This is a genomic window from Streptomyces sp. NPDC052396 (genome assembly GCF_044593195.1).
Taxonomy (GTDB): Bacteria; Actinomycetota; Actinomycetes; order Streptomycetales; family Streptomycetaceae; genus Streptomyces.
In genome coordinates this window covers 187,665-212,814 of the sequence record NZ_JBIUAW010000006.1, presented here as the reverse complement: position 1 = coordinate 212,814, position 25,150 = coordinate 187,665, and the positions used below count along the sequence as shown (strand labels likewise).

Annotated in this window: 23 protein-coding genes; 11 read left to right on the top strand and 12 right to left on the bottom strand. The window is 73.2% G+C overall.

Annotated elements, in window-relative coordinates; genetic code table 11:
- Window positions 1–14 precede the first annotated feature (14 nt).
- The gene (locus ACIHFE_RS17565) at window positions 15–1,607 is read right to left on the bottom strand and encodes a serine/threonine-protein kinase (protein WP_400107410.1); all 1,593 of its coding nucleotides are present in this window, start codon (window positions 1,605–1,607) and stop codon (window positions 15–17) included.
- A gap of 206 nt (window positions 1,608–1,813) precedes the next feature.
- Between ACIHFE_RS17565 and ACIHFE_RS17560 the strand changes: the two genes are divergently transcribed.
- Window positions 1,814–3,001, top strand: a complete 1,188-nt coding sequence (locus ACIHFE_RS17560; RefSeq protein ID WP_400107409.1) for a winged helix DNA-binding domain-containing protein — start codon at window positions 1,814–1,816, stop codon at window positions 2,999–3,001.
- 158 nt (window positions 3,002–3,159) lie between these two features.
- Complete coding sequence (locus ACIHFE_RS17555; RefSeq protein WP_400107407.1) at window positions 3,160–4,308, top strand: tetratricopeptide repeat protein; 1,149 nt, start codon at window positions 3,160–3,162, stop codon at window positions 4,306–4,308.
- A 30-nt stretch (window positions 4,309–4,338) separates the two neighbouring features.
- Here ACIHFE_RS17555 and ACIHFE_RS17550 read toward each other — a convergent pair whose 3' ends face one another.
- Entirely contained in the window at window positions 4,339–5,139 is an 801-nt protein-coding gene (locus tag ACIHFE_RS17550) for a DUF4344 domain-containing metallopeptidase (protein WP_400107405.1), read from the bottom strand.
- 115 nt (window positions 5,140–5,254) lie between these two features.
- On the opposite strand from ACIHFE_RS17550, the gene ACIHFE_RS17545 reads away from it, so the two are divergent.
- Both ACIHFE_RS17545 and ACIHFE_RS17540 read left to right on the top strand, forming a co-directional pair.
- Window positions 5,255–5,929: a response regulator gene (locus ACIHFE_RS17545; protein WP_400107403.1), complete on the top strand. Its 675-nt coding sequence runs from the start codon at window positions 5,255–5,257 to the stop codon at window positions 5,927–5,929.
- Complete coding sequence (locus ACIHFE_RS17540) at window positions 5,926–7,029, top strand: sensor histidine kinase (RefSeq protein ID WP_400107401.1); 1,104 nt, start codon at window positions 5,926–5,928, stop codon at window positions 7,027–7,029. The genes ACIHFE_RS17545 and ACIHFE_RS17540 overlap by 4 nt, the downstream gene beginning before the upstream one ends.
- A gap of 130 nt (window positions 7,030–7,159) precedes the next feature.
- Here the strand turns inward: ACIHFE_RS17540 and ACIHFE_RS17535 are convergent, their stop codons facing one another.
- A complete protein-coding gene (locus ACIHFE_RS17535) occupies window positions 7,160–7,534 on the bottom strand; it encodes an STAS domain-containing protein (protein WP_400107399.1) in 375 nt (124 codons plus the stop codon).
- 478 nt (window positions 7,535–8,012) lie between these two features.
- Here ACIHFE_RS17535 and ACIHFE_RS17530 point away from each other — a divergent pair, with 478 nt between their 5' ends.
- Genes ACIHFE_RS17530 through ACIHFE_RS17520 form a run of 3 tightly spaced genes read left to right on the top strand, consistent with a single transcriptional unit; the run spans window position 8,013 to window position 9,673 of the window.
- Window positions 8,013–8,585: a sigma-70 family RNA polymerase sigma factor gene (locus tag ACIHFE_RS17530; protein WP_400107397.1), complete on the top strand. Its 573-nt coding sequence runs from the start codon at window positions 8,013–8,015 to the stop codon at window positions 8,583–8,585.
- A complete protein-coding gene (locus ACIHFE_RS17525; protein WP_400107396.1) occupies window positions 8,582–8,857 on the top strand; it encodes an anti-sigma factor family protein in 276 nt (91 codons plus the stop codon). Before ACIHFE_RS17530 ends, ACIHFE_RS17525 begins: the two co-directional genes overlap by 4 nt.
- 15 nt (window positions 8,858–8,872) lie before the next feature.
- The gene (locus ACIHFE_RS17520) at window positions 8,873–9,673 is read left to right on the top strand and encodes a maleylpyruvate isomerase family mycothiol-dependent enzyme (RefSeq protein WP_400108023.1); all 801 of its coding nucleotides are present in this window, start codon (window positions 8,873–8,875) and stop codon (window positions 9,671–9,673) included.
- A gap of 6 nt (window positions 9,674–9,679) precedes the next feature.
- Here ACIHFE_RS17520 and purU read toward each other — a convergent pair whose 3' ends face one another.
- From purU to ACIHFE_RS17500, 4 genes are all read right to left on the bottom strand, one after another.
- The gene (gene purU / locus ACIHFE_RS17515) at window positions 9,680–10,552 is read right to left on the bottom strand and encodes a formyltetrahydrofolate deformylase (RefSeq protein ID WP_400107394.1); all 873 of its coding nucleotides are present in this window, start codon (window positions 10,550–10,552) and stop codon (window positions 9,680–9,682) included.
- A 76-nt stretch (window positions 10,553–10,628) separates the two neighbouring features.
- A complete protein-coding gene (locus ACIHFE_RS17510; protein ID WP_400107392.1) occupies window positions 10,629–11,063 on the bottom strand; it encodes a hypothetical protein in 435 nt (144 codons plus the stop codon).
- A gap of 89 nt (window positions 11,064–11,152) precedes the next feature.
- Window positions 11,153–12,361: a hypothetical protein gene (locus tag ACIHFE_RS17505; protein ID WP_400107390.1), complete on the bottom strand. Its 1,209-nt coding sequence runs from the start codon at window positions 12,359–12,361 to the stop codon at window positions 11,153–11,155.
- A gap of 748 nt (window positions 12,362–13,109) precedes the next feature.
- Complete coding sequence (locus ACIHFE_RS17500; RefSeq protein WP_400107388.1) at window positions 13,110–14,498, bottom strand: transcriptional regulator; 1,389 nt, start codon at window positions 14,496–14,498, stop codon at window positions 13,110–13,112.
- 288 nt (window positions 14,499–14,786) lie between these two features.
- Here ACIHFE_RS17500 and ACIHFE_RS17495 point away from each other — a divergent pair, with 288 nt between their 5' ends.
- The 3 genes from ACIHFE_RS17495 to ACIHFE_RS17485 all read left to right on the top strand — a co-directional run bounded on the left by ACIHFE_RS17495 (window position 14,787) and on the right by ACIHFE_RS17485 (window position 17,967).
- On the top strand, window positions 14,787–15,461 hold the full coding sequence (locus ACIHFE_RS17495; RefSeq protein WP_400107386.1) for a bifunctional DNA primase/polymerase: 675 nt from the start codon (window positions 14,787–14,789) through the stop codon (window positions 15,459–15,461).
- 107 nt (window positions 15,462–15,568) lie between these two features.
- Window positions 15,569–16,360: an ABC transporter ATP-binding protein gene (locus ACIHFE_RS17490; RefSeq protein WP_400107384.1), complete on the top strand. Its 792-nt coding sequence runs from the start codon at window positions 15,569–15,571 to the stop codon at window positions 16,358–16,360.
- A complete protein-coding gene (locus tag ACIHFE_RS17485) occupies window positions 16,357–17,967 on the top strand; it encodes a transporter (protein WP_400107382.1) in 1,611 nt (536 codons plus the stop codon). Before ACIHFE_RS17490 ends, ACIHFE_RS17485 begins: the two co-directional genes overlap by 4 nt.
- Window positions 17,968–18,063: 96 nt before the next feature.
- Here the strand turns inward: ACIHFE_RS17485 and ACIHFE_RS17480 are convergent, their stop codons facing one another.
- The 3 genes from ACIHFE_RS17480 to ACIHFE_RS17470 all read right to left on the bottom strand — a co-directional run bounded on the left by ACIHFE_RS17480 (window position 18,064) and on the right by ACIHFE_RS17470 (window position 21,647).
- Window positions 18,064–19,479 carry an FAD-dependent monooxygenase gene (locus ACIHFE_RS17480; protein WP_400107380.1) on the bottom strand — a complete coding sequence of 472 codons (1,416 nt, stop codon included), beginning with the start codon at window positions 19,477–19,479 and terminating at the stop codon, window positions 18,064–18,066.
- Window positions 19,480–19,576: 97 nt separating this feature from the next.
- Window positions 19,577–20,458 carry an alpha/beta fold hydrolase gene (locus ACIHFE_RS17475; protein WP_400107378.1) on the bottom strand — a complete coding sequence of 294 codons (882 nt, stop codon included), beginning with the start codon at window positions 20,456–20,458 and terminating at the stop codon, window positions 19,577–19,579.
- 502 nt (window positions 20,459–20,960) lie between these two features.
- Entirely contained in the window at window positions 20,961–21,647 is a 687-nt protein-coding gene (locus ACIHFE_RS17470) for a metal-dependent transcriptional regulator (protein WP_400107376.1), read from the bottom strand.
- A 165-nt stretch (window positions 21,648–21,812) separates the two neighbouring features.
- Here ACIHFE_RS17470 and ACIHFE_RS17465 point away from each other — a divergent pair, with 165 nt between their 5' ends.
- Window positions 21,813–22,568: an SIS domain-containing protein gene (locus tag ACIHFE_RS17465; RefSeq protein ID WP_400107374.1), complete on the top strand. Its 756-nt coding sequence runs from the start codon at window positions 21,813–21,815 to the stop codon at window positions 22,566–22,568.
- Between the two features lie 19 nt (window positions 22,569–22,587).
- On the opposite strand, the gene ACIHFE_RS17460 is transcribed toward ACIHFE_RS17465, so the two are convergent.
- Both ACIHFE_RS17460 and pdxH read right to left on the bottom strand, forming a co-directional pair.
- Complete coding sequence (locus tag ACIHFE_RS17460) at window positions 22,588–23,976, bottom strand: PAS domain-containing protein (RefSeq protein ID WP_400107373.1); 1,389 nt, start codon at window positions 23,974–23,976, stop codon at window positions 22,588–22,590.
- A gap of 358 nt (window positions 23,977–24,334) precedes the next feature.
- Window positions 24,335–24,958 carry a pyridoxamine 5'-phosphate oxidase gene (pdxH, locus tag ACIHFE_RS17455; RefSeq protein WP_400108021.1) on the bottom strand — a complete coding sequence of 208 codons (624 nt, stop codon included), beginning with the start codon at window positions 24,956–24,958 and terminating at the stop codon, window positions 24,335–24,337.
- Window positions 24,959–25,150 lie beyond the last annotated feature (192 nt).

Sequence of the window (25,150 nt, the reverse complement as noted above, 5' to 3'; positions counted from 1 at the left end):
GGCCGGCGGTCGCGTCAGGAACCCGAGGACGGCCGGGTTCTGGCGAAGGTGTCCAGCACGGTCCGGAAGTAGCGGCGGCCCTCCTCCGACTTGGCCTCCGGGGCGGAGACCCAGACGTCGTACATCTTGTCCGCCTCGTTCCAGCTGAGGTCGTAGGTGTGCCGAGGGCCCTCCGCCCTGTCGAAGCCGTCCCAGGTGAACTCCCAGGTGGCGGCTGACCCGCCGCGGTGCCGGGTCTGCGCCACCCGGCCGTCGCGGTAGCCGGGGTAGCGGTCCGGGGCCTGGGAGGCGGAGGTGCGCATGGTGCCGATGGGGCCGCCGTCCTGCGGGTCCTGGATGAGGATGCCGATGCGGAACTCCTTGCCGGGCGAATAGTAGAAGACCCGGGGCGGTTCAAAGGAGCGGGCGTAGCCGTCCGGCACGGCGAACGCGAAGCCGGCCGGGTCCTGGACGGCGTGGAAGCCGTCCGGCGCGTTCACGGCGGCGGTGGCCGGCGCGGGCGGCGGGGAGGAGGCGGCCGGTGCGGTGGTGGGCGGCCGCGCCGGGGAACGGCTCGCGGAGCGGGCCGCCTTGGCGTCCTCCCGGTCCTCGTGCCGGTCCAGCAGGGTGGCGGCCACCCCGGCCCCCAGCCCGGCCAGGGTGATCACGGCCAGCGCCGCCAGCAGCGCGGTACGGACCCGGGCGGACCGCCGGGGCGCGGCCGCGGCGCCCGGGGGCGCGGCGGGTGTGGGCACACTGCGCTGGGTCGGTGTGTAGTGCACCGAGGGGGCGGGTGTCCGGCCGGTCTCCAGGTATCCGCGCAGCAGCCGCTCCGCCTCGTCCCCGGCCATCCGGCGGGCCGGGTCCCGCTCCAGCAGCCCGCGCACCACGGGCAGCAGTTCACCGGCCGACTCCGGCGGGCGGATCTCGTCATAGACCACCGCGTGCAGGATGCCGCCCAGGGAATCACGGCGGAACGGGGATTCACCGCTGAGCGCGGCGCACAGCAGCACCCCCAGCGACCACAGGTCGGACTCCGGCCCGGCCCGGCCGCCGGACATCCGCTCCGGCGCGGTGTACTCGGGCGAGCCGACGAAGGCCCCGGTGTCGGTGAGCGTGGTGGCGCCGGGGACCTGGGCGATCCCGAAGTCGGTGAGCACCACCCGGTCGGTGCCGGACTCGATCAGGACATTGGGCGGTTTGATGTCCCGGTGCAGTACGCCCCGGTCATGGGCGGCGCGCAGCGCGCCCAGCAGGGCGATCCCGATGCGGGCCGCCTCCCGGGGGCCGACCGGGCCCTCGGCCGCCAGCCGGTCGGCGAGCGAACGGCCGTCGATCAGCTCCATCACGATCCACGGGCGGCCGTCCTGCGCCACGATGTCATGCAGCACCATGACATTGGGGTGCTTGATCAGCGCCACCGTGCGGGCCTCCCGGAGGGTGAGGTCCTGCCGCTGTCCCGCGCCGTCCTCGGTGTGCAGCTCCTTCACCGCCACCTCGCGGCCCAGGAGTTCATCGGTGGCACGCCAGACGGTGCCCATGCCGCCCCGGCCGATGCGGCGGCCCAGCCGGTAGCGGCCGGCGATCAGACCGTCCTGCGCGTCACCGTCCACGGCGAAGCTCCCCATGCGCACATCTTGCCGCACGGGGCCCCGCCAGGGGCGCGGGCGGTCGCGTCATGCGGCTCCGCCGCGTGGGCGCGACCGGCCACCGGCAGCCCGCACACGGAACACGACCGGTGAGGGCGCCGCCCGGGAACCTTCGTTCCCCGGCCGGGCCAAGAAGGACGGATAGCGGACAGCCGGCGACCTGGACGGCCCCTACCCTCACCCCCATGAGCACCCTCCGCATCACCGACGGCCAACGCCGCGCCCGGCTGGCCCGCCGTCACCTCCTGCTGCCGGCGCTGCGCGCGGACACCGTCGAGGCGGTGGCCGACGCCCTGGTGGGGCTGCATGCCAGCGATGCCGCCACGGTGTACCTGTCCGCCGGTGCCCGGCTGGCCGCGCCCTCCCCCGACGAGGTGGAGCGCGCCCTCTACCAGGATGTGACGCTGGTGAAGCTGCTCTCCATGCGGCACACCCTGTTCGCGGTGACCCTCGACATGGCGCCGTATGTGGAGTCCTCCACGGGCCGGGCGATCCAGGCCCGGGAGCGCCGGACGGTGCTGAAATTCCTGCGGGAGCATGGCGAGGACGGCACCGCGTGGGACGAGCGCCGGCTGGCCGCGGTGGAGCGCCGGGTACTGGACGTACTGGCGGCCCGTGGCGAGGCCACCACCGCCGAACTGGCCCAGGAGATCCCGGCGTTGCGGGAGTCGGTCATCGTCTCGCGCGGCAAGCCGTACCAGTCCCGGCAGAGCGTGGGCAGCCGGGTGGTGCGCCTGCTGGCCTGTGACGGTCAGCTGCGGCGGGCCCGGCCGCGCGGCTCCTGGACCAGCAGCAGCTACCCCTGGGCGCCGGCTCCCCGGCTGCCGGAACTGCCCGAGCGGGAGGCCAGGGCCGAACTGGCCCGGCGCTGGCTGGCCGCCTTCGGCCCGGCCACCGAGGCCGACCTCAAGTGGTGGACCGGCTGGACGCTGCGCGACACTCGCGGGGCCCTGGCCGATATGGGTGCCGTCCAGGCCGAGTTGACGGACGTGGGCACGGGGTACGTACTGCCGGACGATCCGGAGGAGCCGGACCATGCGGAGGAGCCGGCGCCCTGGGCGGCGCTGCTGCCCGCGCTGGACCCGACCGCCATGGGCTGGCGCGGCCGTGACTGGTATCTCTCCCCCGGGGACGTACCCGCCCTGTTCGACCGGGCGGGCAATATCGGCCCCACCGTGTGGTGGAACGGCCGCATTGTGGGCGGCTGGGCCCAGCGGGCCGACGGTGAAGTGGTGTGGTGCCTGCTGGCGGATGTGGGCCGTGAGGCGACGGTAGCGATCGAGGACGAGGCCCGGCGGCTGGCCTCCTGGCTGGGTACGGTGCGGGTCACACCCCGGTTCCGTACGCCCCTGGAGCGCGAACTGGTCCGGTGAGCGACATGGTTGAGCGACATGGTTGAGCGGTATCGGTTGAGCGGCATGGGTGCGAGCGGGGGCGCGGGAGGAGCGAAATGCGCCTGTTCTGGGCATAGATGACCCCATGAGGGCGCAACCCACCGCTTGACCGCGACGTCATCAACCCAGGGGTGGACGTGGCCGAGAACAGCAGCACCCAGGACATACCGGCGCGCGGGCCGGCCGACTTCGCACCGCGCCTGGCCCTGGCCCGGCGGATACTGACCACCGGGGCCGCCGAGGATGCCGCGGCCGTCTTCCGCGCCCTGTGCGCGGAGGCGGCCGAGCACCGGCTGGTGGCCGAACAGGCCGCCGCCCTCCAGGGGCTGGGCGACTGCGCCCTGGAGTCCGGCGAACCGGCGGCCGCCCGCGACCACTTCGCCCAGGCCGAACTCCTGCTCGCCGGTGAGCCCCTGGCGCACCGGGTGCCGGCCCTGCGCGGCCGGGCCACCGCCCATCTGCTGGCCGGCGAACTGCGCTACGCCTGCCATCTGCTGCAGACCGCCATCGACGAACTGTCCACCGCCGGGCCGGATGACCCGCAATCGCTGCTCGCGCTGCACACCGCGGCCATCGGCCCCTATATGGACATGGGGGCGTACGCCCGGGCCGCGCACGCCGCCGAACTGGCGCTGGCGCTGGCCCCGCTGGTGGACAACCCCACCCTGGTCGCCGGCACCCACCGGGCGGTCGCCCGGACGCTGGTGGCCGAGGGCCGGATCGCCGAGGCGGGCCGCTCGCTGGCCAAGGCACAGGAACTCTACGAACAGCTGAGCATCCGCACCGAACTGGCGCACTGCCACTGGATGCGCGGCTATGTGCACGCCCAGGAGGGCGATCTGGACGCCGCCGAACATGAACTGCGCACCGCCCGCGAGATGCTGGCCGCCAAACGGGCCGCGCTGTTCACCGGCCAGGTCGAGGTGGAACTGGCGGATGTGCTGCGGCGGCGCGGCAAGGCGGCCGAGGCTGCGGAGCTGCTGCGCCCGCTGCTGGCACCCTCGGCGCTGGGCGACGAGCGGGGCGCGGTGCACGCGGGCGGGGCGCACCGGCTGCTGGGGATCATGGCGGAGGAGGGCGGGGACACCGAGGCGGCGGAGGAGCACTACTGCGCGGCGCTGTCCCTGCTGGAGCGCACCGGCGCGGCCGGCGATCTGGCCGATCTATGCCGGTTGTTGGGCGATCTGCTGTGGCGGGGCGGCCGCACCGAGGCGGCGCTGGGCGCCTACCGCACCGGACTGGGGCACCGGGCGGCGCCCGGCACCACCACCCTGGGCCCGTGCTGACCCGCCCGCAACGGGTAGGCGCACCGGTGCTCAACGGGCGTGTGGCGCCAGCAGCTTGTCCCAGCCCCGCCGCAGCGCCCGGTACTCCTCGCCGCAGCCGCGCGCCCGTTCATCGGTGAGCAGAGTGCCGTCGATCAGCCGGTCGGCCTCCTTGGGCCGGGAACCATAGAGGTAGCAGCGGTAGTTGGCGGCGCGCACCGCGTCCGGGGCGTGTTCGTCGGAGGGGTCGAAGTCCTCCTCGTCCTCGTCGCCGGCGGCGGACTGGGCGTAGTTGTCGGCGGCGGCCAGCAGGCCGTCCCGGCCCTGGGCGCCACGCGGGATCATCCGGTACGCCGCGAACTGGTCGGCGACATCCTCCTCATGGCCGGTGAAGGGGAGTTGAAGCTTGTCCGCCAGGGCGTGCGCGGCCTCGTGGTAGAGCGATTCGGTGATCACACCGGCGGTCCGCCCGTCCGGGTCCTCGTCCCGGGCGGCCTTGAACATGGCGCGCACCTCGTCCACATAGTCGTAGCAGAGGACGATCCGGCCCTGCTCATCGTCGTATTCGGGGTAGTCGCTGTCCCCGTCACAGGTGCGGCTGACTATGCGTATGGGCTCCGGGAGGCGCACAGTGCGGTTGAGGTCGTCCGCGACCCGCTCCGGCAGCCGGTGCTTGCGCAGGAAGGGCCGCTCGTCGGCACCGTCGTCCCGGGGTTCCGCATAGGAGACCGTCACCCTGCCGCTACCGGCCGGGGCCGCGGACTGCGCCTTTCCGCCGCAGCCGGTCGCCAGCACGGCGCAGGCGGTGACGGCAACGGCGCTGTGAAACCGGATCCTGGCGTTGAGCAGCATAAACAGCACTCTGCCCGACGGCGGGCCGGGAAGGAAAATCCTAAAGATCCCGGAAGATGTGGTGCGCCTGTCAGTGCGGCAGGCTGGAGATGCCCATGGGACGAGGGAGTGGCGAGTGATCCGTGTTGCGGTGGTGGACGACGAACGGCTCGTCCGGTCCGGGCTGCGGATGATCCTGGGCTCGGCCCCGGATATCGAGGTCGTCGCGGACTGCGGCGGCGGGCAGGCCGTGGACACCGTGCTCGCCCACGCCCCCGAGGTGGTGCTGCTGGACATCCGGATGCCGGATGTGCCGGGGCTGACCGTGCTGGCGGAGCTGCGCGCGCTGCCCCGGCCGCCGGTGGTGGCCATGCTCACCACCTTCGACGCCGATGAATATCTGGCCGCCGCGCTGACCGCCGGGGCCTCGGGCTTCCTGCTCAAGGACACCGACCCCGAACAGCTGGTACGGGCGGTGCGCACCCTGGCGGCGGGCGGCAGTGTGCTGGACCCCGGGGTGACCCGGGCGGTGATCGGCGGCTATCTGGCCTCGGAGGCCAAGGGCACGGCGGTCCGGGCGGTGGGGACGCTGACCCCGCGCGAGCGGGAGGTGCTGGGCCACCTGGCCGCGGGGCTGGCCAATCCGCAGATAGCCGAGCGGATGGGGCTGGCGCCCAGCACGGTCAAGGACCATGTGCGGGCGGTGCTGGTCAAGCTGGGCGGGGTCAACCGGGTGCAGGCGGCGGTGGTCGCGGACCGGGCCGGGCTGCTGGGCACGAGTGGTCCGGCGGGCGGGGACGGGTCCCGGTGAGCCGTTTTCCGCGCTGGGCACCGGTGGTCCTCCCGGCGCTGCTGGCGCTGGCGGAGGCGTTCCTGGTCAATGGGATAGCCCCCGGACTGCCGCTGGCGCTGTCGCTGCTGGCCGCCGTGGCGCTGCCGGCCCGGCGGCGCTTCCCGGTGACCGTCTTCCTGCTGACCCTGCCCGGGATCTATATCGGCTACATCTGGTTCGCACCGCTGATCGCGCTCTACACGGTGGCCGCCCGCCGCCCGGACCGCCGGCTGCTGACGGGGTGCGGGCTGCTGCTGGCGGCCGCGCACTTCCTGCCGTACCCCCTGTCCCACCTGTCGCTGAGCCCGCACCGGCAGGTGGCGCTGGACCTGGTGGACGCGGTGGCCGACGCCATCACCCCGATCGCGGTGGGCCTGCTGGCCCGTACCCGGCGGGAGCTGGCCGCGCGCCTGGCGGAGCTGACCCGCAGCCGGGAGCGCGAGGACCGGCTGCTGGCCGACCGGGTGCTGGCCACCGAGCGGGCCCGGCTGGCCCGGGAGATGCACGATGTGGTCGCCCACCAGGTCAGCCTGATCAGCCTGCAGGCCGGGGCGGTCCTGGTCAGCACCAAGGACACCCGGGCGCGGGCGGGCGCGCGCACCATCCGCGAGCTGTCCGTACGGACCCTGGACGAACTGCGGCATATGGTCGGCATCCTGCGCGCGGCGGGCGCCGACACCGAGGAGCTCACTCCCCAGCCCGAGCTGGACGACCTGCCCCGGCTGCTCGAGCTGAGCGCGCTGAACGTGACCTTCGAGAACGCCATGAGCCCGGCCGGGCGGCACTCGGAGGCGGTGGAACGGGCCGCCTTCCGCACCGTGCAGGAGGCACTGACCAATGTGCGCAAACACGCCCCCGGCGCGGCGGTACGGGTGCGGCTGAGCGAACCGGACGGCGGGCTGCGGGTGGAGGTCCGCAACGGCCCTCCGGACGCGGCGGTACCGGCCCCCGGCCTGCCCGGCGGCGGCCACGGCCTGGTCGGCCTGCGGGAACGGGCCCAGAGCCTGGGCGGCACGCTGCGGGCGGAGCCCACGGAGGACGGCGGCTTCGTAGTGCGGGCCGACTTCCCGGCGCCCTAAGGGGCGCCCTGGGGGCGCGGGGCAGCGTCATCATGCGGCTCCGCCGCGTGGGCGCGGCCAGCCACCACCAACCCGCAGCCGCCCGACCGCATAAGCAACCCCGTTCCCAGCGGAGCGCTACGCGGAGCGCTTACGCGGACAACGGGTCCGCACCCTCCTCCGTCGCACTGGCCAAATCGGGATAGACCTCGAACAGCCGGCGCACCCCCAACGCCGCCAGCACCCGGTTGACGTGCGACCCCTCGACCGCCCCCTGCGCGGGCAGGATCAGCCGCAGCCGGCCCTGGCAGGACCGCAGCAGCCGCCGGGCGGCGATCAGCACCCCCACCCCGCTGGAGTCACAGAACCGCACTTCGGCCAGGTCCAGCACCAGACTCCGCCGTCCCTCGGCCACCGCCTCATGGACATGCTGGCGGACCGCGGGGGCGGTCACCAGATCCATCTCGCCGCAGACCTGGAGCACGGCCCAGTTCCCCCGCTCGTGCTCCGACACCTTCAATGCCACGCGCCCGAGCCCTTTCACTCGTCGTTCTCCGGGTTTCGGAATGAGCCCTTCCGCGGTAAGGCCGCCCGGCGCACGCCTGCGGTGCGCATCAAGATCGATGACTGGCATGGGCCGGCCGCCGCTGAGCCTATGCCCAGCCCTGAAGCGGTCCTTCCCCGGGATTCCCCGGGATACGGTCACACCCGCATAACACATCGGCACATTCGGCCAGGGCCGATCCACGCCGATCGACCAGAACGCCATAAAGCGAACATAGCCATACCAGCCAGAGCCCTGACGTGGGCAGCGATCACCGGTTTTCGCCCCGAAGGAGCGATCACCGTCCGACCCGCCCACTACATTCGATGAGCATGTGACAGTGGGCGGGGAGCGTCTTTGGGCATCAGTACGACGTACACCCATGCGAGACACCTGGGTGAGCACGCACGGCACGGGCACGGCACAAGGCGCGGCACCAGGCAAGCGATCAGGGGGCGACATGACGAACGAGGCACCACCCCGGTGGGACCGCAGGATGCAGCAGCGACTGGCGCATGGCGAGGCCGCCGCCCTCGGTGAGCTCTACGACCGCTTCGCCTCCCTGGTGCACGGCCTGGCCCACCGGGTGCTGGGCGACGAGGCCGGCGCGGACCGGGTCACCCGCGAGGTCTTCGGCCATGTCTGGGAACACCCGGAGGAGTACGACCCCAAGGACGGCTCGTTACGCTCCTGGGTGGCCTCACTCACCCACCGGCAGGCGGTCGCCCGGCTGCGGCGGGAGGCGAGCGAGGGCGCCGCCGGACCACGGGAGATCGAGGAGAAGGTGCACGCCGCCTCCGCCGCCGCCCGCGCCGACTACATCGTCAGCTCCATGCCCGCCCCGCTGCGCGAGGCCCTGGACCTGGCCTACTTCCACCGGCTGGACTGCGCCCGGGCCGCCGCCGGCCTGGGCGTCACCGAGGACGAGGCCCGCCGCCGGCTCCGCCTCGGTCTGCAACTGCTCTCCACCGCACACCAGGGGCCCCGCCGGCCCCAGGCCATGGCGCCGCCGGATGCCGGGAGTCCACGATGAGCCCGGCCGTCCCCCACAAGCTGCTCAAGTCCCTGCTCGGCGCCTGGGCGCTGGCCGCCTGCTCGGCGGAGGAGACCGCCGCCGTGGAGACCCATCTGACCGACTGCGCCGACTGCGCGGAGGAGGCCCTGCGGCTGCGGGACGCGGTGGCGCTGCTGCACCCCGAGGACAGTCTGGACCTGGATCCGGCGCTGCGCTCCCGGGTGCTGGCGCACTGCCTGGGCCGCCGCCCGGCCCGGGTTCCGGTGCCCGCCTGGGCGGTGCCGTACTAGGCGGAGACCGCCCGGCTGGACGCCCTGCTGCGGGACATCGACGAGGCGGACTGGCGGGCTCCGGTGCGGCTGGCCTGGTTCGACGGCCGGCGCCCGGCCACCCGGGACGCCACCGTGGCCACGGTGATCAGCCATCTCACCGCGGTGGACGGCCTGATCGCCGAGGCCCTCGGCCCGTCCGGTCCGCTGACCGCCGGCCCGTCCGCCGCCCGCACCGGGGCCCCGGACGAGGGCGGCCGCCCGGTCACCGAGGTGCGCGGGCACTGGCGCGAACAGGGGCGGGCCCTGGTCCGCTCGGTGTCCTTCGCCGACGACCGGATCGCCCAACTGCCCGTGGACTACGGCACGTTCAGCCTGCCGATGAGCGATGCCTTCCTGGACCGCGCCTTTGAGTGCTGGGTGCATGCCGAGGACATCGCCGAGGCGGTGGACTACCCCTATGGGCCGCCGGCCCCGTCCCACCTCAACCACATGATCGACCTGGCCGCCCGGATGCTGCCCCGGGTGATCGCCAGGCGCCGCCGGGCCGGACTGGCACCGCCGCCGCACATGCTGCGCTCGGCCGCCGCCGCGGGCCGCTCGCTGCACCTGGAGATCGAGGGCAGCGGCGGCGGCCACTGGTACATCGCGCTGGACTCGCCCACGGTCACCGCCGCCCGCGAGGCGGAGGTGGCCCATGTGGCCCTGGAGGGCGTGGAGTTCTGCCGGCTGGCCGCCGGGCGGATACCCCCGCAGGAGGCGGCCGCCGGGCAGGACGGCGACCTCGAGGCGATCCGCGATGTGCTCTTCGCGACCGCCTCGCTGTCCCGGCCATGACGGGGGTCAGGCGAAGACGACGGTACGGCTGCCGTTGAGGAGCACCCGGTGCTCGCTGTGCCACTTCACGGCACGAGCGAGCGCCTGGCACTCCACGTCCCGGCCCACCGCCACCAGCTGTTCCGGGGTCACCTGGTGTCCCACCCGCTCGACCTCCTGCTCGATGATCGGGCCCTCATCGAGGTCGGCGGTCACATAGTGGGCGGTGGCACCGATCAGCTTGACGCCCCGGGCGTGTGCCTGGTGGTACGGCTTGGCGCCCTTGAAGCTCGGCAGGAAGGAGTGGTGGATGTTGATGATCCGGCCCGACAGCTCCTTGCAGAGGTTGTCGGAGAGCACCTGCATATAGCGGGCCAGCACCACCAGTTCCACGTTCTCCGCGCGGACCAGCTCCAGCAGCCTGGCCTCGGCCTCCGACTTGTTCTCCTTGGTCACCGGGATGTGGTGGAAGGGCACGCCGTAGGAGGCGACCAGCTCGGCGAAGTCGGTGTGGTTGGAGACCACGGCCGCGATCTCCACCGGCAGGGCGCCGATCCGGGAGCGGAACAGCAGGTCGTTGAGGCAGTGCCCGAACTTGGACACCATCAGCACGATCCGCATCTTCTCGTCGGCCCGGTGGATCTGCCAGTCCATCTGGAAGGAGTCCCCGACGGCCGCGAAGCTGGCCCGCAGCTTCTCCAGCGTCACCGGAGCCTCGGCCCCGAAGTGCACCCGCATAAAGAACAGCCCGGTGTCGTGGTCGCCGAACTGCTGGCTGTCCTCGATGTTGCAGCCGGTCATGAACAGATAGCTGGACACCGCGTGCACGATGCCCTGCTTGTCCGGGCAGGAGAGGGTCAGGACGTACTGGCCGGCCGGGGCGGGCTGCGAGGCGTTCATAGCCCAATAGCGTCGCACACCCATGGCCCGGCCCCGACCGGGCCGGACCCGTCGGCTCCGTCAGACCCTCAGACCCTCAGACCCGGGTGAGCATGGCGAGCACCGGCAGCGAGCGCGGCGGCACATCCGGGTCGTCGCCATCGCCCGCCGCCATCCGGACATGGGCCTCGCGGGCCGCCCGCATCGCTTCGGGCCAGCCGTGGTGTTCCAGGAAGGCGGAGACCGGGGCGTCCGCCCCCACCTGGTGCATGATCCGCAGAACGCGGAGCACGGCCAGGTCCACCAGGGCGGCCTCGCCGGAGTCACGGAAGACCGTGCCCACGTACTTCTCGGCCGACCAGTTGTCCAGCCAGGTGTCCTCGACCAGCCGGTAGACGGCGTCGGTCACGTCCCCATAGCCCTCGCGCCCGGCGAGCCAGCACTCCCGCTGGAAGTCCGGGTCCGAGAGCATGTGCAGCGCGGAGCGCACATTCGCTCGCCAGCGCCACCATGGCATGTCATTGAGCGGCATGCCGTCCATGGTGGTCGAGCGGCGGCCGCGGCGGGAAGACTTCTCCGAACCTTGCACAGAATCGATCGTACGTTCCGTTGCCCGCCGGGTCAGAGCTGCGTCCACTGACGCTGCGGCAGCCCGTACTTCGTGGCGATCGGATTCCACAGGTCCGCCGCCTTCTTCTTGGCGGCCGTGGCGTCGCCACTGGCCCGGTCGCCGGCCACGGCGTCCCTGGTGGGACGGGCGTGCCCCTTGATACAGCCGTGCTTCTGCCCGGCGTGGTCGGCCCAGGAGGCATAGCTGTTGTCCGCGGCGGCGGAGGACTGCCATGCCTTGGTCAGCTGGGCGGCCAGCTCGTCATGGCCGGGCAGCTTGTCGATGGCCGTCTTCTGCAGCCGGCTCACCAGGTCGTTGCGCTGCCCGGCGGCGGTGCGCAGATCTCCGGCGGACTTGCCCAGGTCCTTACAGCTCCTGGTCGAATCGACGGCCTTGATGACCGAGTCCCGGCTGTTTCCGCTGTCGCCGAGCAGCGCGTCCAGCGCCTTGGCCTGGGCCTGGGCCGGATCGGCGGCCTTGGTGGGGGCGGCGGACGGGCTGCTGCTGCCAGGCTGGGTGCTGGCCACGCTCTGCGGGGTGTCGGTGGCGGCGCTCTTGTCGTCGCCCCCGCCGCCGCCACTGAGCAGCGCGCCCACGCCCAGCCCCGCGACGGCGCAGGCCGCCACGCCGGCGCCGATCAGCACCATGGTCTTGCGCCGCCGGGGCCGCGGTGCCGGCTCCCCCGGTCCGGTCCGCACCGGCCCGGCGCCCGGGGGCACGGGCGGCAGCTGCTGGGTCGGCTCCGCCGCGCGGAACAGCCCGTCGAACTCCATGAGCGGCGACCGCTCCCCGGCACCATGGCCGCCCTGCGGAGCACCCACCGCGCCCCCGGAACCGGCACCCGGCACCGGCGGCAGATACTGCGTGGCCGCACCGGCGTCCACAGCCGCAACGCCATGAGCCGCGCCCTGCGGAGGCAGCATCTGCGTCGCATCCTCGGCCGCAGCACCGGCGGCATGCCGCCCACCCGGCACGGGCGGGAGGTACTGGGTGGCCGCACCGGCGTCCACACCCGCGACGGACCCGGCCGCACCCATGGCAGCGGCCGCCGCACCCCCGGGGCCCGCACCCGGCACCGGCGGCAGGTACTGGGTGGCCGCACCGGCGTCAACGCCCCCGACGGACGGGGCCGCGCCCGCACCCACCGGCGGCAAGTACTGCGTCGCGGCGCCCGCGTCCACACCCGGAACGCCATGGGCCCCGCCCCGCGGAGGCAGCATCTGCGTCGCGCCCTCGGCCACACCACCGGCGGCATGCCGCCCACCCGGCAAGTGCTGCGTCGCCGCACCGGCATCCACACCCGGAACGCCATGAGCCCCGCCCTGCGGAGGCAGCATCTGCGTCGCACCCTCGGCCACACCACCGGCGGCATGCCGCCCACCCGGCAAGTGCTGCGTCGCCGCACCGGCGTCCACACCCGCGACAGATCCGGCCGCACCCCCAGGGCCCGCACCCGGCACCGGCGGCAGGTACTGAGTAGCCGCACCCGCATCCGCCCCCGAAGCAGCGGGAAGCGCACCGGCGGGCCGTCCGCCCGGCACCGGTGGCAGGTACTGCGTGGCCACGGCCTCCCCGCCCGGCGCGGGCGGTGCCCACCCCGGCGTCGGGCCCGGAGCCGTCATCCCCGTGGGCGGCACCCAGGAACCCGGCGCGCCGGCACCCGCACCGGCGGGCCCCGGTATAGGGGGACGGGCGGGCGGCACCGCCGGTGGTTCCGGCGCACCCGGCACCGTTCCGGCACCCCATCGCGGGGGCGCACCCGGCACCGGCCCGGCGCCCGCCGGAACCTCCGGTGGCAGCGGGGCCCGCGGCCCCCAGGGCTCACCTGGCTCACCCGGGAGCCGCGACTCATTCCCCTGTCCGCTCTGCGTCACCGGGACTCCTCAGGCTGCTGTTCGGGACTACGACCGGCGGCTCACGCTACCCGCTGCCCCGGCAGCGGGCCACGCGCGCCCCGGCCGCACCCCGCTACGCCGCCTGCAACTCCATCCGCGCCCCGAACTCGCGGACCATCGGCTCCTCCCGGAACGGCTCCAGCCGCTGCCGGAAGTCGTCCAGATACTCCGCGCCCCGGTTGGAACGCAGCGTGCCCAGCAACTCCACGGCCCGGGTGCCGGTGGCGCACGCGGCCTCCACCTCGCGCTGCTGCACCTGTGCCGTGGCCAGCAGCAGCATCCCGATCGCCCGGCGCCGCACCCGGCCCGGCGGGTGTACCGCCAGCGCCTCCTCCGCGTGCCGGCGGGCCGGTTCCGGCTGGCCCAGGTCGCGATGGCAGTGGGCCAGCTCATCGGACAGATAGGCCCGGTCGAAGTGGCGGATCCACACCGGGTCGTCGCCCGACTCCCCTCCCCCGTCGGCCTGTTCGAGCTTGGTGACGGCCTTGGCGGCCACCGTCTGGCAGGATCGGGCGTCCCCGAGCAGTGCGTGACCGCGCGCCTCGGCGGCGTAGAACATCGACTCCACCCGGGGCGTCACCTGCCCCCGGGCCCCCTCCTGCGCCGCCTTGGCCAGCTGGGCGATCTCCCGGGGGTTGCCCAGCGAGGCGGCCAGGTGGCTCATGCTGGCGGCCAGTACATACCCGCCGTAACCGCGGTCGCCCGCGGCCTGCGCCAGCCGGAGCGCCTGGATGTAGTAGCGCTGGGCCAGCCCCGGCTGCCCGGTGTCCACGGCCATATATCCGGCCAGCTCCGTCAACCTGGCGACGGCGGCGAAGAGTTCGCGGCCCACCGCCTCCCGGTAGGAGCCGGCCAGCAGCCCGGAGACCACGCTGTTGAGGTAGTGCACCACCACGGGGCGGACATGTCCGCTGCCATAGCGGTGGTCCAGCTCCACCAGCGCCGCGGTGGTGGACTTCACCGCCTCCACATCCGAGGGCCCGACCCGGGCCCCGGCGCTCCGCGCCACCTGGGCGTCCGCCCCGGTGATCAGCCAGTCCCGGCTGGGCTCCACCAGCGCCGAGGCGGCCACCGAGGTGCCGCTGAGGAAGTCCCGGCGGCCTACATCACTGCGCCACAGTTCGCAGACCTGCTCGATGGCCCCCATCACGGTCGGGGAGAACTGCAGGCCCACGCCGGAGGCGAGGTTCTTGCCGTTGGCCATGCCGATTTCGTCGATGGTGACGCTGCGCCCCAGCTTGCGCCCGAGCGCCTCGGCGATCACGGCCGGCGCCCGCCCGCGCGGCTGCTGGCCCCGCAGCCAACGGGCCACGGAGGTCTTGTCATAGCGCAGATCGAGACCGTGCTCGGCGCCGCACATATTGACCCGGCGCGCCAACCCGGCATTGGAACAGCCGGCTTCCTGGATGAGCGCCTGCAGCCGTTCGTTCGGCTGCCGCGCCACGAGTGGCCGTGCGGCCATCTGAAACCCCCTGAGACTGCCAACTACGGAGCGAGAAGCTGGGGCAGCCGGAACGCTGCCTTCTGCGATCTTTTCCCCCCAGATGTCCGGAGAATGCGGGACTTACGGTACTTACCGGTATCGCCCTGCGCTGTGCCCGGCTTCCGCCGCGAAGGTGGCTACCCCTTCGCCGGGGCGAAGCCGCCTCTGCGCCCCCGTACATGCACCCGTGCGCCCCACGTGCTGTCGCCCCGGGCGCGTCATAAGCCCGAGCCTGAGCCGTAACCCCTGGTGACAAGGGGAGTTGTGATGGGCGTGGAAGAGACCATCGGAGTAGGAGCGCCGCGCATCCCCCAACAACGCGGCGAGCGCGTGCTCGACGCCGCCGTCCGGTACACGGACGAACGGCACTGGGACGTCGTCGCCGGTACTTGGCTGGAGGCCGACAACGGCCGCGAACGCTGCTCGTGCGGCGAACTCGACTGCCCCGCACCCGGAGTTCACCCCGCCCGCCCCGACTGGGCCACCCAGGCCACCGGCAGCCCGGGCGGCGCCCGCCGGATGTGGGCCAGGAACCCGTCCGCCTCGGTGCTGCTGCCCACCGGCCGCACCTTTGACGCGCTGGATGTCTCGGAGTCGGCCGGCTGCCTGGCCCTGGCCCGGATGGAGCGGATGGGCATCGAGCTGGGGCCGATCAGCTGCACCCCGTTCCGGCGGATGCAGTTCTTTGTGCTCCCCGGCGGCGCCCAGAAGGTGGCGGACGCCATCCGCAAGCTCGGCTGGCGGCCCTCCTCGCTGGACCTGGTGGCCCGGGGCGAGGGCGACTATGTGATCGCCCCGCCCAGCCGGGTGGGCAACCGGGGCGCCGTCCAGTGGGCCCGGCAGCCCACGGCCGTCAATCGCTGGCTGCCGGACGCGGAGGAGCTGGTCAGCGCGCTCGCCTATGCCTGCGGCGGCGAGATGGCCGGTTCCCGCACCTCCTGACAAACCGCCGGCGAACCCCTGACGTTTGTCATCCCGCCCCGCCTCCGGGCGCCTCTAGGCTGATTCCGGGGGCGGGTTGCCGTTCCCGGGCACCACAGAAGTGAGGGATGGCAGTGGAACGGGACGGCATACCCGCCGCCGTGCGGATCGAGGGACTGTGGAAGCGGTTCGGCGAGCAGGTGGCGGTCGCCGGGATCGATCTGGAGATTCCGTCGGGCCGGTTCGTCGGACTGGTCGGCCCCAATGGGGCGGGCAAGACGACCACACTCTCCATGGTCACCGGGCTGTTGCGGCCCGACTCCGGCCGGGTGGAGATCGCCGGGCACGATGTCTGGCAGGATCCGGCCGCGGTGAAGTCCCGGATCGGGGTGCTCCCCGAGGGACTGCGCACCTTTGAGCGCCTCTCCGGGCGCGAACTGCTCACCTACACCGGACAGCTGCGGGGGCTGCCCGGTGACCAGGTGGACCAGCGGGCCACCCAGCTGCTGGATGTGCTGGGCCTGGCCGGCGCCCAGCACAAGCTGGTCGTCGACTACTCCACCGGCATGCGCAAGAAGATCGGGCTGGCGGCCGCGCTGCTGCACAACCCCGAAGTCCTCTTCCTGGACGAGCCCTTCGAGGGCGTGGACCCGGTCTCGGCCCAGTCCATCCGCAAGGTGCTCCAGCAGTACACCGCCTCCGGTGCCACCGTGATCTTCTCCAGCCATGTGATGGAGCTGGTGGAGTCGCTGTGCTCCTGGGTGGCGGTGCTGGCCGGCGGCCGGATCCGGGCGCATGGGACGCTGGACGAAGTCCGTGGCGAGGCCGCCACCTTGCAGGAGGCGTTCCTGGAACTGGTGGGCGCCCAGGGGAAGTCGGCCGGCGAGAACCTCGACTGGCTGGGCGGCGGCGTCCGATGAGCAGCCCCTCCACCGCCCCCGCCGTCTCCCTGACCCCGGTCTTCGTCCGGCTGAAGCTGGCGCTGCTGCGCAACGGGCTGCGGCAGTCCGGCAAGCGCAAGGCCGTCTACATCACCTCCATCGTCCTCACCGCCCTGTACGCGGCGGTGCAGTTGCTGGGGCTGATCGTGCTGCGCGGCCAGCCGCATGTGGCGGCACTGACCGTGTCGCTGGTGGTGCTGCTCGCCCTGGGCTGGGCGTTTATGCCGCTGTTCTTCTCCAGCGGGGACGAGACCCTGGACCCGAGCCGGCTGGTGATGCTGCCGCTGCGGCCCGGGCCGCTCACCGTGGCCCTGCTGGTCAGTTCGCTGATCGGTATCGGTCCGGCGTTCACCCTGGTGATCATCCTCGGTTCGGTGATCGCCACCGCCCAGGGCGGCGCGGCCTTCGCGGTGGGTGTGCCGGCCGTGGTGCTCTCCCTGCTGATCTGTGTGGCACTGGCCCGGGCGGTGGCCACCGCCAACGTCCGGCTGCTGTCCAGCCGCAAGGGCCGCGATCTGGCCCTGCTGAGCGGCCTGGTGATCGCGGTCGGCATCCAGCTGGTCAACTTCGGTCTGCAGAAGATCAGCCACGCCGGCGGACTGGCCCGGCTGGAGCCGGTGGCCAAGGTGGCACGCTGGGTGCCGCCGGGCTCGGCGCTGGACGCGGTACGGTCCGCCGGACGGGGTTCCTACGGCCTGGCCATGGCCCAACTCGCCCTGTCCGCCGTGGTGCTGGCACTGCTGCTGTGGTGGTGGCAGCGCGGCCTGACCAAGGTGATGACCTCGCCCGACTCCTCCACCCTGGCCGCCGCCGAACCCGAGCGCAAGCGCCTGGGCACCGGCCTGCTGCGGCTGCTGCCGGCCGGCCGGACGGGAGCGGTGATGCTCCGCACCCTGCGCTATGTGCTGCGCGACCCCAAGACCAGGATGAGCTGGACCAGTCAGCTGGTCGTCGGCGCGCTGGTGCCGTTCCTCAATGTGGCTCAGCACCGGGGCAACAGCTACTGGGCGTTTATGGCGGTCGCCCTGGTCGGCGGGATGATGTACAACCAGTTCGGCCAGGACGGCTCGGCCTTCTGGATGGTGATGCAGACCATCAACGGGCGGCGCGACGCCTACCTCGAACTGCGCGGCCGTGCCCTGGCGTTGGCGCTGCCGTCGGTGCCCTATCTGGTGCTGCTGGTGTCCGCGCTGACCGCGTTCAGCGGGCAGTGGGGCGCCTTCTGGGAGGTGCTGGGGCTGGGCCTGGCGCTGCTGGGCACCATGTTCGCCACCGGCGCGGTGACCTCGGTGGTCCTGCCCTACACCATTCCGCAGGGCAGCGCCTTCAAGAACGTCGCGCCGGGGCAGACCTCCATCGCCTGGCTGGGGATGCTGGGCGGCCTGCTGATGGCCGCGGCGCAGTGCGTACCCCTGGCGGCGCTGACCGTCTGGCTGCATCTGTCGGGACACCATGGCTGGCTGCCCGTACTGCTGCCGCTGGGCGCCGGCTACGGCCTGCTGATGGCCTGGGCGGGGCTGCGGATCGCGGCACCACGACTGGTCCGGCGACTGCCGGAGATCCTGACGGCGGTCGGCAAGGCGTAACGAGCGCCCCCGCAGGGGCGCGGGACGGTTACCTGATGCGGCTCCGCCGCGTGGGCGCGACCGGCCACAGACAACCCGCACCCGGCGACGAACCGGTCAGCCCTCGGCCTGCTCCACATAGCCATCCGGCCGGACCAGCAACGTAGTACCGACGGCGTCCGCACGGGTAACCGTGCGGACGCCGTCCTCCGCACCAGCGGCCCCCGCACCCGCCGCCCGCGGCAGCACCCGGACATAAGTCCCGGAACGCAGCGCCTCATAGAGCCGGGTGGGACCCGAGTCCCGCTCGGCCAGCGGCAGATCGGGAGCCCGGCGGCCGACCAGCCGGTGGGCGCCGGGCGGTGCGGGATAGGCGATGCCCAGGCCGCTGATGGTGCGGGCGGCCCGGCGGGTGACGGCCGGCAGCGCGCCCACGGCCGCGCCCACCAGGTCACGGGCGACCCGCAGCGGCGGCGAGGTGACCAGGACGGCCCGGATGATGGCCCCGCTGACCCGCACCACCTGGCGGCCCACCGGATGCCGCTCGGCCTGGTAACTGTCCAACAGGGCCTCCCCGGCCCGCCCTTGGAGCACGGCGGCCAGTTTCCAGCTCAGATTGGCGGCGTCCTGGATGCCGGTGTTCATCCCCATGCCGCCGGCCGGGGAGTGGACATGCGCGGCATCGCCGGCCAGGAAGACCCGGCCCTCGCGGTAGCGGGGCGCCTGCCGTTCATCGCTGTGGAAGCGCGAGGTCCAGCGGGGCTCACTCATGCCGAAGTCGGTGCCGAACAGGGTGCGCACCAGCGCGCGCAGATCGTCGAAGTCGGCCGGGGCGTCGCTGGGCAGTTGGCTGCCGGTGCGCCAGCCGATGACGCGGTACCAGCCGTCGCCGAAGGGGACGATAAAGCCGAAGCCCTCGGCGCCCGCCTTGATGGCGGGCACCTCGCCCGGGTCGGTGGCCAGTTGGACATCGGCCAGCAGCACCGAGCTGATGATGGCCTGGCCGGGGAAGGGGATGCCCAGCGCCTGCCGGACCGCACTGTGCACCCCGTCCGCGCCCACCGCATAGCGGGCGCGCAGGGTGTGCCCGGCCCCGTCCGGACCCTCGACCACCACCTCGACGCCCCCGGCGTCCTGCCGCACCCCGGTGCAGCGGGTGCCCCGGCGGATCTCCAGCCCGGCCCGCAGGGCGCGCCGCTCCAGGACCCGTTCGGTCTCGTACTGCGGGGTGAGCAGCACCCCGGGGAAACGGGTGGGCAGCGCGCCGATGTCCAGCCGGGCGCCGCCGAAGATCTGCAGGTCCTTGCGGAAGGTGCCGGTGGCCAGCAGGTCCTCCGCCAGCCCCCGGGCGTCCAGCACCTCCAGGGTGCGGGCGTGCACGGCGAAGGCCCGGGTGAGGTTGGACTCCTCGCCGCGCCGCTCCAGCAGCAGGGTGCGCACCCCGGCGGCGGCCAGGTCTCCGGCCAGCAGGAGCCCGGTGGGACCGGCTCCGATGACGATGACTTCCGCGTCGGCCTGTGCGTCAGTGGTCATGAACCCCACACCTCCGGGAGTGCCCAGTGAGCGTGCTCGTCCTACTGCCAGTGCACACCTGCCGGACAGCTATGTCAACGGGCGTTGAATTTCGCCCTCAGACCCCGGCGGCCGCCGCCTCCAGGAAGGGCTCGGCGACCCGCCGCCAGGCCCCCGGCTGGTCGTAGTGGACAAAGTGCCCGGCATCCGGCACCTCGGCATAGCGCCCCCGGGGCAGCACCCGCACCATCTCCTGGGCCTCGGCCCGGCCCAGCTCACCGTCCAGCCCGCGCACCACCAGGGCGGGGCACTCCACCTGGGCCAGCTCCTCCCAGTGCGCGTCATGGGCGTAGGACTCCCGGGCGAGCAGTATCTGCCGGCGGAAGAACAGCGGCCGCCAGCCATCCGCCCGCTCGGCCATCACCTCGGCGTAGAAGTCACCGCGCGCCGGGGCGGGCCGCTCCAGGGTGGGATCGTCCTGGCCGAACCACTTGCGCACCTCCGCCAGCGTGGCGAAGGGCACCGGCCAGGACCCCAGCCACTCCCCCCACCGGCGCTGGGTGGCGGCCCCCAATGCCGAGGCCCGCATATCGCAGATGACCAGCGCCCGCACCAGATCGGGCCGCCGGGCGGCGAGCTGCCAGGCGGTCAGGGCGCCCATGGCATGGCCGACCAGAATCACCGGGGCCAGCCCCAACTGCTCAATGGCGGCCTGGGCGTCGGCCACATACGCCTCCCGGACATAGAGGCCGCCGACCGGCTTCTCGCTGCGGCCGTGCCCACGCTGGTCCAGCGCCACCGTGCGGTAGCGGGCGGACAGCCAGCGGGCCGTCTCCGCCCAGTGCGCCGCCCGGCCCATCAGACCGTGCAGCAACAGCACCCCGCCCGCGCCGCCGGACCCCGCCCCCTCCGGTTCACCGGCCGGCCCGCCCCGGCCGGTGAACTCCCAGGCGGCCAGCCGCACTCCACCGCTTCCGCTGACTTCGATTCGCTGCGCCATGACTCCTGACACCCCCACTTCACCCCCGGACGGATCCACCTTATGGAACCCCCTTTCGAATGAGCTGGTCGTTGTGCGCAACACCCCTCGTTCGAGTGACCGGGGTCGAGGGTTGGCGGTCGACGCCCAGGGGAGTAATCGACCTGGGCGCGGACCGCTCGGGGAAAAAGGTCCGCGAGGCGCACCCTGGGAGCTCGGGGCCCCGGGTCGCCGCGGGGGGAATACGGGGAGGCGGAGCCCCGGTGCCCGGCAGGGCACCGGGGCTCTTGTCAGTCCTCGTCATGGAGCCCCCTCCCTGGTCGGCGGCGCGCACGCATATGCCACCAGGCCAGCGTGACACGCCCCGCCACAGCACGCGCCCTTTCCGCCGACTCCGGCCGCGCCACCGGCAGTTGACCACACCATGGACCTCACCGCAGCCCGCCCCCGGACAGCCGAAAGGGCCGGGCGGCCACTGGCCGCCCGGCCCTCGAAGGCACGGAAGGATCCCGGAAAGCGCCGGTCAGCGCTTGGCGACAAACACGTGCGAGGCAATGTCGGAGGCCAGTTCGGCGGCCTCGCCACTGCTGCCCACCATCACCCCACCGGGCGACTCGGTCACACTGACCACGGCGCCCGGCTGCACCCCGGCCCGGCGCAGCGTGTACATCAGCTGAGCGTCGGTCTGGATGGGCTCGCCGATACGGCGCACCACCACGGTCTTGCCCTCGCTGCCGGGCTCCAGGTCGGTCAGGCTGACCATGCCGTCATAGGGGTCGGCCTCCGGCTTCTCGCCCAGCTCCTCCAGGCCCGGGATGGGGTTGCCGTACGGCGACTCGGTGGGGTGGCGCAGCAGCTCCAGCACCCGCCGCTCCACCGCCTCGCTCATCACATGCTCCCAGCGGCATGCCTCGGCGTGCACCTGCTCCCACTCCAGGCCGATCACATCGACCAGCAGGCACTCGGCCAGCCGGTGCTTGCGCATCACCCGGGTGGCCAGCCGGCGGCCCTCCTCGGTCAGCTCCAGATGACGGTCACCGGCCACCGTGACCAGGCCGTCACGCTCCATGCGGGCCACCGTCTGGCTCACCGTCGGGCCGCTCTGGTCGAGCCGCTCGGCGATGCGGGCACGCATCGGGACCACGCCTTCTTCTTCCAGCTCAAGAATGGTGCGGAGATACATCTCCGTGGTGTCGATCAGTCCGGACATGCCGTGCCCCTCGATAAGTCGTGCGCTGGCCCTGCCCCAATTCTGACGCATGGCACCGACAAGAGTGGCCCCTCCGGCCCTACCGCCGTATTGACATGGCGCAGGTGGACAACGCACCGTGATCGGCGCCACCAGACACCCACGACCGCGAGGGAGCCCCCTGCGATGAGCGCCAACGAGCTGGCCGGGCGGTTCTTCGATGCCGCGGTCGATCTGCTGCGGCGGGTCCGCGACGAGGAGGCGGAACACATCGCCGCCGCCGCCTCGCTGATCGCCGGCACGGTGGCGGACGGCGGGCGGCTGTTCGTCTTCGGCGCCGGGCACTCCTCGATCGCCGCCCAGGACGTGGTCTACCGGGCCGGCGGCCTGGCCCTGATGAACCTGCTGGCGGTGCCCGGCACGGTGGGCGTGGACGTGGTCCCGGCCACCCTGGGCAGCGCCCTGGAACGGGTGGACGGACTGGCCGGGGCGGTGCTGGACACCAGTCCGGCGCAGCCCGGCGACGTACTGATCGTCATCTCGCTGTCCGGGCGGAACTCGCTGCCGGTGGAGATGGCCATGAACGCCCGTGCCCTGGGCCTGAAGGTCATCGGCGTCACCTCGCTCGCCTACGCCGAGGAGACCAAGTCCCGGCATGCCTCGGACACCTTCCTCAAGGACCACTGCGACCTGGTGATCGACAGCAAGATCGCGGTCGGCGACGCCGAACTCACCGCCGAGGGCATCGCCGCCCCCTTCGCCCCCGCCTCCACCGTGGTCACCTGCGCCCTGATGCAGGCCGTGGTGGCCGCCGCGGCCGGCGAGCTGGCCGCCCGCGGCATCGACCCGCCGATGCTGCGCTCCGGAAATGTGGACGGCGGCCATGAGTGGAACGGCCGGGTGCTGGGCGAGTACGGCGACCGGATCTTCTTCCGGCGCTGAGCGGCGCCCCTCCGGAACCTCAGCCCGCCGTCAGCACCGCCAGATCGATGGAGGCCGCGACCCGGGTGGCGATGTCCTCGGCATAGGTGGCGTCCGAGCGGTCGAAGGCCCGTCGCGAGGGCCCGCGCAGAAAGGTCACCACCCCCACCGTCCGTCCCCGGCTGCGCAGCGCGGTGGCCAGTGCGTACTGGGTGCCGGACGGCCAGCGGTGGGACGGCGCCCAGTCCCGGCTGCGGTCGGTGACCGCCCGTACCGAGCCACAGCGCTCCACCGCCTGCAGTGCCGGATGGCCTTCCTGGTACGGCACCGGCAGCGCCGCGCCGGCCGGGGACGGCCCGGCGCCGGCCGGCGCGGCCGCCGCCCGCAACAGCCGCACCGGCAGGGTGGGCTCGGACTCCGGGCGCGGCAGCAGGTCGATCAGCGCATGGTCGGCGAAGCCGGCCAGCGCGAAGTCCAGATAGAGCGCGGCCGCTTCCATGGGGTCCTCGCACTCGGCCACCGCCCGGCCCGCGCGGTGCAGCTGGCTGCCCCGGAAGCGCAGCCGGGCGCTCTCCTGCTCGGCCAGCCGGTTCTTGGTCACATCGAGGAACAACCAGGCCACCCCCAGCGGCACCGGCTCCTCCACCAGCGGAGTGGACAGCCGCATAAAGCCGCTGCGCCAGCAGCGCCGTTCGCCGCCCTGGCTCCCGGCCCGGGTGCCCTCGGCGGAGCGATCGGAGTCCCCGCGCACCGTCACCCACAGCTCCGCGGGCGCCGGCGGGGCGCCCGCGGCCAGGACGTGCTGGAGCGCGCCTTCCAGGTCCTCGGCGCCATGCTCCAGCAGGTCGCCCAGCGGCCGGCCCAGCAGCGCGGTGCGGGTGGTGCGCAGCGCCCGTGCGGCGGTGGCATTGGCCAGCGCGGGCCGCAGGTCCGCGTCGACCAGCACCACGCCCCAGGGCGCGTCGCCGAACAGCGCCTCGCTCAGCGCCACCGAGCGCTCCAGGTCGATCTGGGTGTGCACCTCGCTGAACGCGCAGTACACACCGGCCGGTTGGCCGTCCGCGCCGGGCACCGCCGAGGTCTGCACCCGCACCAGGACCCGTCCGCCGTCCTTGGTCAGCAGCGCGAACTCGTCCACCTGGCGGCCCGGCGCCCGCATGGCGTCCAGCAGCCGCCGGGTGACCTCCTCGGCGTCCGCCTCGCGCACCGCCCAGCCGGCCAGCCCCTGCCGTCCGACGGCTTCCTTGGCGCTCCAGCCCAGTATCCGTTCGGCCTCACGGTTCCAGTGGGTGACCGTCCCCTCCGCGTCAAAGGCGCAGAGCGCGGCGTCCATGCCGTCCAGCAGGGCGGCCAGCAGGTCGTGGTCCTCGGTCTCCCCGGCGTCGGCGGCGGGAGGACGGGCAGGGCCGGACTGGTGTGGAGCGGTCACGAGATACCCCCAGCGGGACGCGTCTGCATCTGCTGCACGACGGGTCATTCAACTCGACCCGGCCGGAAACCACACCGGCTTCGGTGAAATCGATGCTCCCGGAAATTCGGTTGTCGCCCCGTGGACCGCTTCCTAGGGTGTGGGGCACACGAGAAGGGAGGTGGTTCGGCCAATGATTTCAGTCCGGACGCGTGAGGTGACTGCGGGCTAGCGCCCGTCGTCGCGCAGAGCGCAACGCCGGCTCCGCCGGCCAATCCCAAGCAGTCACCCGATCCGTGGGCCGCCGAGTCGTCCGCTCGGCCCGCCGCACCGCCAGGTGCGGCGGACCCGGCCCACGGATCGTCTGCGTTCCGGGGCCTCAGGGATACAGCCGCTCCACCCGCCAGCCGGCCCCGTCCCGGACGTAGCGCAGCCGGTCGTGCAGCCGGTTCTCCCGGCCCTGCCAGAACTCCACCCGGTCCGGCTCCACCCGGAAGCCGCCCCACTCCGGCGGCACCGGCACCTCGGACCCCTCCGGATGCAGCGCCGCCAGCCGCAGATAGGCCCCCTCGATCTCCTCCCGGGAGGCGGCCACCGTGGACTGGGCGCTGGCCCAGGCGCCGATCTGTGAACCGTGCGGCCGGGAGTGGAAGTAGGCGGCGGTCTCCTCGGGCGCCACCCGCTGGGCCCGGCCCTCGATCACGATCTGACGGGCAATCGGATGCCAGGGGAAGACCAGCGCCACCGACGGATTGCGGGTGATCTCAACTCCCTTGCGGGAGCCGTAGTTGGTGAAGAAGACAAAGCCCCGCTCGTCATATCCCTTCAGCAGCACCATCCGTGCCCCGGGCCGGCCGTCCGGGTCCGCGGTGGCCACCACCATCGCATTGGGCTCGTGCAGCCCGCTGGCCACCGCCTGCGCGAACCAGCGGGCGAACTGCTCGACGGGACCGGCGGCCAGCTCGGCCTCGTGCAGGCCCGCGGACCGGTAATGGGCCCGCATCACGGCGGGGTCCAGCTCCTCGGCGTGCGACACGGCCACATCTTGCAGCAACCGGCGGCCATCCGACAGAACCACCGGCGGAACCGCCGGCACACGGGCCCCACATCCTGCCCCCGGCCGCCGCCGTCCAACCCTCCTCCGGGCCAACCGGTCGGTGTGCCGGACATCACCCTTCCCCGCACTCCCGCCCGG